The organism is Rhodococcus sp. TAF43 (genome assembly GCF_052113525.1).
GTDB lineage: Bacteria > Actinomycetota > Actinomycetes > Mycobacteriales > Mycobacteriaceae > Prescottella.
Map to the genome: position 1 here is coordinate 1 of NZ_JBFRDL010000083.1, position 11,235 is coordinate 11,235.

The following is an 11,235-nucleotide window of genomic DNA, read 5'->3' on the forward strand; positions in this document are numbered from 1 at the left end:
ACCTACGCCTGGATCGAGGGTGCTCCGATGGAGGGCGCCGAGCGTCCCCGCGTCCGCTACTCCCGCATGATGTCCGGCGAGCCCTACCCGCTGTTCGTCCAGCAGACGTGCTGATCTGCCTCGGCCGAGCCGGCAGAGGCAGGAACCTCGACAAAGAACGAAGGAGGGTGTGACCGCGACGGTCACACCCTCCTTCGTATCCCGGCCGGGATCAGATCTCGTCGAGCGACTCGTCCTTGGTCTCGCGCATCACCAGCAGCGCGACGAACGTGAGCGCCGACGCGATCAGCAGGTAGATACCCACCCAGCCGACGCCGTAGCTCGTGGCCAGCCAGGTCGCGATGAACGGGGCCACCGCGGCGCCCAGGATGCTCGCGGTGTTGTACGCGATGCCGGAGCCCGTGTACCGGACATTGGTCGGGAACAACTCCGGCAGGACCGCACTCATCGGGCCGAACGTCAGGCCCATCAACACCATGCCGATGATCAGGAAGACCAGCATCCGGGCATCGGTCATGCCCTCGGTCCCGAGGAGGAGACCGAACGTCAGACCGAAGACCATCATGGCGGCGGTGATGACCAGCAGCGTGATGCGGCGCCCGTAGCGGTCGGCGAGCCAACCGGCGAGCGGGATGGTGGCCGCGAAGAACAGCACCGCCACCAACTGCAGAACCAGGAAGTCGCGGTACTGGAATCCGGCACCGTACCCGCCGTCAGCGGCGGTCTTGCCGGTCCCGTAGCTGAGCACCCACGTGGTCATGATGTAGAAGAGCGTGTACGTCGCGAGCATCACGAACGTGCCGATGATCAGCTGACGCCAGCTGGTCTTGAAGACCTCCTTGAGCGGGGTCTTGACCTTCTCGCCGTTGGCGACGGCCCGGGCGAACACCGGCGTCTCCTCGAGCTTGAGGCGCACGTACAGACCGATCATCACCATCAGCGCGCTCAACAGGAACGGAATTCGCCAGCCCCACGACAGGAATGCGCTGTCGAGGTCGGGATCGGAGCTGCTGGTGTAGCCGAGAGTGAGCGTGATCAGCAGGAACAGGCCGTTGGCGAAGAAGAACCCGATCGGTGCGCCCAACTGCGGCCACATCGCGGCCCACGCCCGCTTGCCGCTCTTCGCGGTCTCCGTCGCCAGCAGTGCCGCGCCGGACCACTCACCGCCGAGGCCGAGACCCTGGCAGAAACGCATCAGGGCCAGCAGCGCCGGCGCCCAAAGCCCCACCGCGTGATAGGTGGGCAGCAGGCCGATCAGGAACGTCGCGATGCCCATCGTGAGCAGCGATCCGACGAGCGTGGCCTTGCGACCGATGCGGTCACCGAAGTGACCGAACAGGATGGAACCGAGCGGCCGGGCGACGAACGCCAGACCGAACGTCGCGAACGACGCCAGCAGCGCGGTGGTGTCGTTGCCCTTGGGGAAGAACAGGTGCGGGAAGACCGATACCGCGGCCGTCGCATAGATGTAGAAGTCGTAGAACTCGATCGAGGTTCCGACCATGCTCGCGACGACGATGCGGCTGCGCGGGACGCCGCCCACCGTCGACGCGTCCGCCGGGGCGCCGGCCGTCGATAACTCGTCCTGTCCGCGCTCGGCGGACTCGACATCCTTGCTCACGTGACAATCTCCTGCACAAACATCTCGATGGCTCCCCCGCCCGTGAGCTGGTTCCCAAAGTTCCACTGAATGGAAATCCATCCCAAACCTTAGGAATTGAACACGGCGCGCACACGAAGTCGCAACCGACGGTTACCGACTGAACGGTTGCAAAGAACCCGTTAAGATCTAGGAGGAGTGCCGGGAAGTCTGGTCGGCGACAGCTTTGCCGTACCCGACGTAACCCCAGGTGAGAGGCTTTCCTTGATTTCTGCCGCACGCTCCGAACTCGCCCGCTACCTCCGCACCGAAACGGTGGGCGGGTCCATCCTGCTGATCGCCGCCGCTCTGGCCGTGCTGTGGGCAAACTCTCCCTTCGCCGACGCTTACACGTCACTGCGGGACTGGCAGATCGGCCCCGCCGCCATCCACCTGAACCTCAGCCTCGGCACCTGGGCACAGGACGGTCTGCTCGCGATCTTCTTCTTCGTCGCTGGTCTCGAGCTCAAACGCGAGCTCGTGGTCGGCGAACTGGCCGACCGGAAGAAGGCGCTGCTGCCGATCATCGCCGCGTGCGGCGGCGTCGTGGTGCCGGCGATCATCGCGGCCGTCGTCGGCGCCGGCGCCCCAGGCATGGACCGCGGCTGGGCGATCCCGGTCGCCACCGACATCGCCTTCGCGCTCGGTGTGCTCGCGCTGACCGGCTCGCGGATCCCGGCGAGCGCCCGCGTGTTCCTGCTCAGCCTCGCGGTGGTCGACGACCTGCTCGCGATCGTGCTGATCGCGGTGCTGTTCACCAGTTCCATCGCGATGCTGTGGATCCTGACGGCGATCGTGTGCCTCGTCGTCTACTGGTACGCGCAGAAGCGCCGCATCACGACACCCCTGCTGTACGTCCCGCTGGCCCTGCTGACCTGGTACAGCGTCCACGAGGCGGGGATCCACGCAACACTGGCCGGCGTCGCGCTGGGCCTGCTCACCCGGGTCCGGACCGATCCGGGCGAGCAGTACGCCCCCGCGACCCGGCTCGAACACCGGCTGCAGCCGTACTCCGCGGCGATCTGCGTGCCCCTGTTCGCCCTGTTCGCATCCGGCGTCCCGATCAACGGCCAGGTCCTCGGGCAGCTGTTCACCGATCGCATCGGCCTGGCAATCATCCTCGGACTCCTGGTCGGCAAGACCGTCGGAATCTTCGGTATCTCGTGGCTCGCGATCCGTCTGGGCATCGCGACCAAGCCCCGACTCCTGGGCATGCGCGACATGTTCGCCCTGTCGGTGCTCGGCGCGATCGGGTTCACCGTTAGCCTTCTGGTGGCCGATCTTGCTCTCGCGGGTATCGGCGACGGCAGCGAAGCGGACATCGCGAAGGCCGCGGTGCTCGTGACGTCGTTGGCTGCGTCACTGCTCGGATCGGCGCTACTGTTGCGACGCGGACGGGTCCATCAGGCCCGCGCCGCTGCCGAGGGCTCGTGAGTGACCGCTCGCGGGTCGCAGTAACCAGCGCGTCAGAACAACCTGGAGGGGTCGAGAAGTGAGCGTCACCAACGGCAACGGAGTCACGGGAGACGGCGGCCGGTTCACCGGCGACGGCGTCCCGACCACGGTTTCCTCGATTCCCCTCACCGACCTCCACAACCCGGAGACCGCGTCGATCGGCACCCTGGTGCGCGACGCGACCGCCCAGGTGTCGACGCTGTTCCGCGCCGAGGTCGAGCTGGCGAAGTCCGAGGTCACCAGCGAGGTCAAGAAGGGGCTGCAGGGCAGCCTGTTCTTCATCCTGGCGCTGGCCGTGCTGGTGTTCAGCGCGTTCTTCTTCTTTTTCTTCCTCGCGGAGCTGCTCAGCGTGTGGCTCGATCGCTGGGCGTCGTTCCTGATCGTCTTCGTGCTGATGCTGGTCGTCACCGGCATCCTCGCGCTGCTCGGCTACATGCGGGTCCGCAAGGTGCGCGCGCCGAACAAGACGATCGACTCCCTCAAGCAGGCCGCGACGGTGCTGCCGGGCCAGCGCCCGGACAGCGCGTCCCCGCTGGGTACCGGAACGGGCACCGCCGGCTGATCCGGCGGTGGTCGAATCAGTGACACAGCCCGACCCGTCCACGGTCCGTTTCGACGGACCGTGGACGCATCGTGACATCCATGCGAACGGCATCCGCATCCACACCGCGGAGACCGGCCCCGCACGCCCCGACGCGCCGCTCGTCGTCCTCCTGCACGGCTTCGCAGACTTCTGGTGGACGTGGCGCCACCAGCTGCCCGCACTCGCGGACGCCGGTTTCCGCACCGTCGCGGTCGACCTGCGCGGCTACGGCGACACCGACACCCCGCCCCGCGGCTATGACGGCTGGACGCTCGCCGGTGACATCGCGGGACTGATCCGGGCGATGGGCCACACCGACGCCACCCTCATCGGCCACGCCGACGGCGGACTTGTCTGCTGGGCGACCACACTGCTGCACCCGCGGCTCGTGCGGTCGATCGGTCTGATCAGCTCGCCGCACCCGATCGCGCTCAAGCAGTCCGTTCTGAAGGACCGCCGACAGCGGTCCGCGCTGCTGCCGACGTTCCTCGATTACCAGGTGCCGTGGCGGCCGGAGCGACGACTGGTCCGCGACGACGGCGCCGAGGTCGAACGCCTCCTGCGCGCCCGATCCGGTCCGGCGTGGCCGCAGTCGGAGCAGTTCGCCGACGTGGCGAACCGGCTCCGGTCGGCGATCCAGATTCCCCGGGTCGCGCACTCGGCGCTGGAGTACCAGCGGTGGGCGTTCCGCAGCCAGTTCCGCCCGGACGGCCACCGCTTCATGACGGCGATGGACAAGCAGGTTCAGATCCCGGTCCTGCAGATCCACGGCACGCTGGACCGCTACGTCCTCGCGAGGACCGTCGAGCAGTCCACCGCGCACGCGCCGGGACAGCAACTGCACCGGATCGCGGGCGCCGGCCACTTCGCACACCAGGAGTCCCCCGACGAGGTCACCGCGGAACTGACGCGGTTCGCGCTCGCCTCACGCTGAGCCCGGGCGGCACAGGCCACCCGGACTCAGACGATGCACACCCCGGTCCCGACCGTTTCCGTGGACTGGCCGGCCAGGTCGAGCTGACGGGAGACCTCATCGGCGGTGAGCACGAACCCGGTGTCGCTGTCGTCGACGGCGGCACCGAACACCACACCCAGGACCTGCCCCTTCTCATCGACCAGCGGGCCACCCGAGTTGCCCTGACGGATCGACCCGCGCACGGTGTAGACCTCACGCTCGACCGTGCCGGACCGGTAGATGTCCGGGCCGCGCAGGTCCAGAACCTCACGGATGCGTGCAGCGCTGGCGGTGTAGGGCCCACCGCCCGGGTAGCCGAGGACGATGGCACTGTCACCGGTCCGCGCCTGCTCGGGGGCGAAGGTGAGTGGCGTGGCCCGCAGCCCCGGCACGTCGAGGACGGCGACGTCCACGGCCGGATCGAACACCACGACGCGGGCGTCGAGCGGCCCGTCGGCGGTGTCGACGGTGACCGCCGACGTCCCGGCGACGACGTGGGCGTTGGTCATGACGCGCTCAGGTCCCACCACGAATCCGGAGCCTTCGAGCGCCTTCTGACAACTCGGTGCGACGCCGCGAATCCGCAGGACACTCGACTGCAGCCGCTGCGCCACCGGGCTCGCGAGCACACTCGGGTCCGGCGGCTCGACGTTCGTGATCGGCGTGCGGCCGAACGGACCGATGACGTCGGGAAGTCCGGAGGTGTCGAGCAGTGCCGAAAACTCGCTGGGCACCTGGCGTAGCCAGTCGGGGGCGACGTCGTCGACGGCGGTGAGCACCTTGGATCCGCGGACCGCGCCGGCCACATTGGCCTGGGTCGACGAGGTGAGCGGGATCGCGAGCAGCCAGGCGGCAACCAGCACCGCGGTCAACTGCAGTCCTGCGCCGACGAAACTGTCCACCGACCGAGCCACCGGGCTGTGCATGCCGCTGCGGGCCGCCCGCCCCAGCACCATGCCCGCGACCTCGCCGATCACGACCAGCGCGACGATCAGCGCGATGCCGGCGAGGACCCGCATCCGGCCCTCGTCCACGTGGACCAGGACGTGCGGTGCGATGAGGATGCCGGCGACGGCACCGAGCACGACCCCGAGGAACGCGAGCGCCGACGCGACCGCACCCTGCCGCCACCCCGACGACGCCGCGAGCAGCGCCACCAGGATCACGGCCAGATCGATCCAACCCGATCCGCTCAACGCTCCCCCATTCCTCGACCCGGACGCAGGTGTCCGGGTTCGGTGTTCTCCAGTCCGCTGTCCACCTGGGTGAGCGTGGCATCGAGGTCTCGGATGTCGCGGTGGTCCCATTCGAGTTCCCAGCCGGACACGGCCAGGAGCCCGGCGAGCACGCCCGCGGTGAATCCCCACACGAGCATTCCGTCCACCTCGAACGCGGGGCCCTGGTAGCCGGCGCGGTGCCGGACCTGGAACCGGTTGTCCGGGTCGATCAGCTCCCGCAGCGGGACCCGCACCACCCGCTCGGCCTCGGCGGGGTCCACGACGCCGACCGGGCTGGGGTCGCGCCAGTACGCGAGCACGGGAGTGACGTCGAACCCGGACGGCGGGATGAAGATCTCGGGCAGCGTCGCGAGCGGTTGGACGCCGCTGCGCACCAGGCCGGTCTCTTCCTCCGCCTCCCGGAGCGCGGTGTCGACGGGACCGTCGTCCTCCGGGTCGGCTGCACCGCCGGGGAATGCGACCTGCCCGCTGTGCTGCCGCATCGTCGATGCGCGCTGGGTGAGCAGGACGTCGGCGTCGGCGGGCAGCCCGCCGATGGCGAGCGGATCGGACTCGTGCGAGCCGCCGAACAGCACCAGTACCGCGGCGGGCCGCACCCTGGCGCCCGTCGGCGACCGTCGGTTCAGCACCGGGTTGACGCGGTTGGGGTCGGCGGGGAGGGTGCTCGTCACCGCGCGCAGCCATTCGGGAGCCCCGCCGGACTGCGGGTAGAGGCTCATGCGGCGACGCCGAGATACTGCTGGACGACGTCGGCGATCTCGTCGACGCTCCGGAACGGCTGCGGCAGGATCTTCGCGACGGTGCCGTCCGGACGGATCAGCACGGACACCGGCAGCACAGCGGGCGACCCGACGGCCGCCTGCACCCGCACCGCACCGTCCTGGACGCCGGGCAGGTGCACGTCGTACTCGGCGAGTCGGGCGAGCGCGTTGGCCTCGTTGGAATCGGTGTGCACCGTCAGAACGGTAACCGCGTCGCCCGCACGGTCCGCATATTGCTGGAGATACGGCAGTTCCTCCCGGCACGGCCCGCACCAGTAGGCCCAGATGTTCAGCAACACCGGCTTGCCCGCGAGCGCGGCACCGAGGTCGACTCGGGTGCCGTCGCCGAGGCACTCGAGCGTGATGCCCGTCAACACGGAACCGTCGGGTGCGGGGCCGGCGGCCATGGGGCACGGTGCGAGTGCGGCCTCAGCCCGCAGCGGGGCCAGGGCCTCGGGCGAGTCCGAAGCCCGACGCTCCTGCTGCGACGTCGAGCGGCCCGCACCAGGGTAGTCCCCGATCTCCTGTTCGTCGCTGTCGCCGCGCGGCCAGATCGCCACGACGAGCGCCGCCACCACCACGAGCGCGGCCAGGCTCCACCGCGCGGCATTCGAGATCCGCATACCGCTCACATGCCTGCCAGTTCGAGAAGGTGCTCGGTCTCCGGGCCCTTCACGAGCGCGGCCGCCGCAACCGGATCCGTGGGCCCGGCACCGAAGGACGGGCAGTCCTTCGCGAGCACGCACACACCGCACGCGGGCTTGCGCGAATGACAGACCCGGCGACCGTGGAAGATCACCCGGTGCGACAGGTCGGTCCACTCCTTGCGTTCGATGAGTGCCCCGACCGCGTGCTCGACCTTGACCGGGTCGGTCTCCTCGGTCCACTTCCAGCGCCGGACGAGCCGCCCGAAGTGCGTATCGACTGTGATTCCGGGCACGCCGAACGCGTTCCCGAGGACGACGTTCGCCGTCTTGCGACCGATCCCGGGCAGCGCCACGAGGTCCTTCAACTTGCCGGGCACCTCGCCGTCGTAGCGCTCGAGCAGAGCCTGCCCGAGGCCGATGATCGAGTTCGCCTTGTTGCGATAGAAACCGGTCGACCGGATGTACTCCTCGAGCTCGGTCCGGTCGGCCTCCGCGTAGGCGCGGGCGTCCGGGTAGCGCGCGAACAATGCCGGAGTGACCTGGTTGACGCGCACATCGGTGCACTGGGCCGACAGGATCGTCGCGACCGTGAGCTCGAGCGGCGTCGTGAAGTCGAGCTCGCAGTAGACGTGCGGAAACGCCACCTTCAGGCGGCGGTTCATCCGCCGTGCCCGGCGCACGAGCGCGAGCCGGGACTCGCCTGTCGCGGCGGCACCCGCACCCTGATTCGGGTCGTCTCCTGAGGTCGCATGCACCTCGACAACTCTACGGACCCGGCGTCCGATCGGATTCCGGACTGTGTCGATTCTGAGACCTTCGCAGTGTTTACTTCCCGGTATGCAAGGTCTGGCTGTGGTGCTGTTCCCGGTGCTGCTCATGTTGTTCGCGCTGGCGATGGAGCGTGTCGAGTTCCGACTTCGGCGTCTCACCGTCCGCGAGCAGGAGGTCGAGGAGTTCCTCGACCAGGCCAGCCAGGACGAGGTGGCGACCCTGGCCAACGAGGGATTCCCCCACGCGCTGGCCCGTTTCCACCGTCGCCGGAAGAAGGGTGGTCAGACCGAGATCGCCGACGACACGGACGACCTGGAAAACCCCGAGAGCACCCGCCGCGCCAGCTGATCCCGCGCGCCGGCCGGCCGATTCGATCGGCCTCGAGTGTCTTCCTCGAACAGTCCGGGGAGGGATTTTCGCAAAGTTGTAGAACTCTACGTGGTGTCCGTGACTCGTCCCACAGCGATGCCAAGTAGACTTTCTTCTCGTACTCGTTGCATGAGACCTCAGTCGACGTGCAGCAACTTGCATTGATGAACAGATTTTTCCAAAGGAGCGCACGTGGACGAGGTCCTGGCCAGAGCCGGCATCTTCCAAGGAGTCGAGCCCTCGGCGGTGGCTGCGCTGGTCAAGCAGCTTCAGCCCGTCGATTTCCCGCGCGGGCACGTCATCTTCAACGAGGGTGAGCCCGGCGATCGTCTGTACATCATCGTCTCCGGCAAGGTGAAGCTCGGCCGCCGTTCGCCGGACGGCCGCGAGAACCTGCTGACGATCATGGGTCCGTCGGACATGTTCGGCGAGCTGTCGATCTTCGACCCGGGTCCGCGTACGTCGACCGCGACCACGGTCACCGAGGTTCGCGCCGTGAGCATGGACCGCGACGCTCTGAAGTCGTGGATCGACCAGCGCCCGGAGATCGCGGAGCAGCTGCTGCGTGTTCTCGCGCGTCGCCTGCGCCGGACCAACAACAACCTCGCGGACCTGATCTTCACCGACGTCCCGGGTCGTGTCGCCAAGGCACTGCTGCAGCTCGCGCAGCGCTTCGGCACCCAGGAGGCCGGCTCGCTCCGCGTGACGCACGACCTCACGCAGGAAGAGATCGCCCAGCTCGTCGGCGCCTCCCGCGAAACCGTGAACAAGGCCCTGGCCGACTTCGCGCACCGCGGCTGGCTGCGGCTCGAGGGCAAGAGCGTCCTGATCTCCGACTCGGAGCGTCTGGCGCGCCGCGCTCGCTGATCGCGCGAGCGACCGGCACCGAACGACCCGAAGCCGCCTGTCCCCATTCGGGGCCGGGCGGCTTCGTCGTTTCTGTGGTCGAGTAGCCATAGCTGCACGGTCATACCTCTGCCCGGATTTCGCATTCGACAGGCATTCGCTTCGCCCCAGAGGATGGGAGGATGACCGACCCGCAGATCGATGCGGACTACAACGTCCGCAACACCGTCTCCGCCGAACTGTTCGATGCCACGATCGAGGAGTATCGGCAGCGCTCGCGCGAGGCCGTCGACGGGCTCGACGGGTGCCAGGATCTGCGCTACGACCCCGACAGCCTCGAGCGCCTCGATGTCTGGGGAACCGGGACCGGGCTGCGACCGGTGTTCGTGGCGATCCACGGCGGGTACTGGCGGGCGCTGTCGCGGCACCACACCGCGTTCATGGCGCGCATGCTCGACGCCGCCGGCATCGCCACCGTCGCGGTCGACTACGGCCTCGCCCCCGACACCCCGCTCGAAGAGATCGTCCGGCAGGTGCGAGCGGCGGTCGCGTGGGTGTACCACCACGGCGCGGAGCACGGACTGGACCCGAACCGCATCGTGGTGGGCGGCAGCTCCGCGGGCGGCCACCTGACCGCCACCACGATGGTCCCCGGCTGGCAGGATCCGCTCGGTCTGCCGGACGACGTGGTCCGCGCGGCGATGCCGATCAGCGGACTGTTCGACATCCGGCCACTCGTGAACTCGTTCGCGAACGAGTGGTTGAGCCTCGACACCCCACGGGCGAGTGCGCTGAGCCCGATGTTGCAGACCGACCGGGTCGGTCCGCGGGCGGTGGTCGCCGTGGCCGAGCACGACGGCGTCGGGTTCCTCGCCCAGAGTCGGAGGTTCCACAGCGCGTGGGCCCGTCGATCCGAGAGCGAACTCCTGGTGATCCCGGACCGCAATCATTACGACGTGTTCCTCGATCTCGCCGATCCCGCGTCGGCTCTGAGTACCGCACTGCTCGGGCTGTTCGCGGGCCTCGAGCACACGTCCTGAGGGCGCTGCACCACCGAGACCTCGAAATCCGCCTCGCCGCAGTACAGTTGCGCATCGCAACCGCCAAACCGCTGACGGTATACGTCGGATGCGGTCGTCGCTAGGATTCCACCATGGACATGCCCAAACTGCTGGACGGGCGCCTCAAGCTCCGCCACCTGCTCCTCGTCGACGCGCTGACCAGTCAGGGCAGCGTCGTCGCCGCGGCCGCGGCACTCCACGTCACGCAACCCGTCGCGACGCGCAGCCTGCACGATCTCGAGTCGATTCTCGGTGTGTCCCTGTACGACCGCGGCCCACGGGGAATCACCCCGACCATCTTCGGCGAGGCGTTCACGGCGCACGCCCGAGCGGTCATCGCGCAACTGACCCAGGCCGGCCGGCACGTCGTCGAGCTTGCGGACGCCGACCGCGGAACCGTTGTCGTCGGAACACATCTCGCGGGTTCGAACGTGCTGCTGCCCGGTGCGATCGCCAGACTGAAGAACGAGCGACCGCTGCTGACGGTGATCGTGCGCGAGGGCACGCCGGAGATGCTGCTGACCGAACTGCAGTCCGGGCGTATCGATCTCATCGTCGGCAGGCTCACCTCCCCCACCGACGAGATGGCGGTGCGGCGCACGTTGTACGCCGAGTCGGTGGAACTCGTGACGCGCGTGGGACATCCACTCGCGGGTCGCGATGACATCCGACTGAGCGAACTCACCCAGTACCCGTGGATCCTGCCCGGGGTGGAAACCGCGCTGCGTCGGGAGCTCGAGGAGTTCTTCGCCCGGAACAGCCTCTCCCTCCCGGAGAACCTGGTGGAGGCCACGTCGTTCCTGACGGTGCGCCAGCTGCTGCTCGAGACCGATATGGTGGCGGTGCTCCCGAGCCTGATCCCCCGGGACGACGCCCGGCTGACCACGCTGCCGATCACGCTGGATCCGAT

General features: G+C 68.5%; 12 protein-coding genes. 7 read left to right on the top strand and 5 right to left on the bottom strand.

From position 1 onward, the window contains the following. Positions 1-211: 211 nt before the first annotated feature. The gene (locus AB4Z09_RS27945; protein ID WP_114721378.1) at positions 212-1,543 is read right to left on the bottom strand and encodes an MFS transporter; all 1,332 of its coding nucleotides are present in this window, start codon (positions 1,541-1,543) and stop codon (positions 212-214) included. A gap of 321 nt (positions 1,544-1,864) precedes the next feature. Between AB4Z09_RS27945 and nhaA the strand changes: the two genes are divergently transcribed. Genes nhaA through AB4Z09_RS27960 form a run of 3 tightly spaced genes read left to right on the top strand, consistent with a single transcriptional unit; the run spans position 1,865 to position 4,611 of the window. Beyond that, positions 1,865-3,073: a Na+/H+ antiporter NhaA gene (gene nhaA / locus AB4Z09_RS27950; protein ID WP_174907877.1), complete on the top strand. Its 1,209-nt coding sequence runs from the start codon at positions 1,865-1,867 to the stop codon at positions 3,071-3,073. 58 nt (positions 3,074-3,131) lie between these two features. Next, a complete protein-coding gene (locus AB4Z09_RS27955) occupies positions 3,132-3,656 on the top strand; it encodes a phage holin family protein (protein ID WP_174907875.1) in 525 nt (174 codons plus the stop codon). Between the two features lie 19 nt (positions 3,657-3,675). After that, positions 3,676-4,611, top strand: coding sequence for an alpha/beta fold hydrolase (locus AB4Z09_RS27960; RefSeq protein WP_174907873.1), 936 nt, complete (start codon positions 3,676-3,678; stop codon positions 4,609-4,611). A gap of 26 nt (positions 4,612-4,637) precedes the next feature. Here the strand turns inward: AB4Z09_RS27960 and marP are convergent, their stop codons facing one another. The 4 genes from marP to nth are packed head-to-tail and all read right to left on the bottom strand — an operon-like array spanning position 4,638 to position 7,940. After that, entirely contained in the window at positions 4,638-5,828 is a 1,191-nt protein-coding gene (gene marP / locus AB4Z09_RS27965) for an acid resistance serine protease MarP (RefSeq protein WP_114721079.1), read from the bottom strand. Further along, complete coding sequence (locus AB4Z09_RS27970; protein WP_174907870.1) at positions 5,825-6,589, bottom strand: NUDIX hydrolase; 765 nt, start codon at positions 6,587-6,589, stop codon at positions 5,825-5,827. The genes marP and AB4Z09_RS27970 overlap by 4 nt, the downstream gene beginning before the upstream one ends. Continuing rightward, on the bottom strand, positions 6,586-7,254 hold the full coding sequence (locus AB4Z09_RS27975; protein WP_174907868.1) for a TlpA family protein disulfide reductase: 669 nt from the start codon (positions 7,252-7,254) through the stop codon (positions 6,586-6,588). The genes AB4Z09_RS27970 and AB4Z09_RS27975 overlap by 4 nt, the downstream gene beginning before the upstream one ends. 5 nt (positions 7,255-7,259) lie before the next feature. Next, a complete protein-coding gene (gene nth / locus AB4Z09_RS27980; protein WP_114721380.1) occupies positions 7,260-7,940 on the bottom strand; it encodes an endonuclease III in 681 nt (226 codons plus the stop codon). A 175-nt stretch (positions 7,941-8,115) separates the two neighbouring features. Between nth and AB4Z09_RS27985 the strand changes: the two genes are divergently transcribed. The 4 genes from AB4Z09_RS27985 to AB4Z09_RS28000 all read left to right on the top strand — a co-directional run. Beyond that, positions 8,116-8,397, top strand: coding sequence for a hypothetical protein (locus tag AB4Z09_RS27985; RefSeq protein WP_114721085.1), 282 nt, complete (start codon positions 8,116-8,118; stop codon positions 8,395-8,397). A 213-nt stretch (positions 8,398-8,610) separates the two neighbouring features. Continuing rightward, positions 8,611-9,285, top strand: a complete 675-nt coding sequence (locus tag AB4Z09_RS27990) for a Crp/Fnr family transcriptional regulator (RefSeq protein WP_005515884.1) — start codon at positions 8,611-8,613, stop codon at positions 9,283-9,285. Positions 9,286-9,446: 161 nt separating this feature from the next. Beyond that, positions 9,447-10,304 carry an alpha/beta hydrolase gene (locus tag AB4Z09_RS27995; protein WP_114721087.1) on the top strand — a complete coding sequence of 286 codons (858 nt, stop codon included), beginning with the start codon at positions 9,447-9,449 and terminating at the stop codon, positions 10,302-10,304. A gap of 113 nt (positions 10,305-10,417) precedes the next feature. Next, a partial coding sequence (locus AB4Z09_RS28000) for a LysR substrate-binding domain-containing protein (protein ID WP_442241260.1) occupies positions 10,418-11,235 on the top strand: 818 nt, incomplete at its 3' end.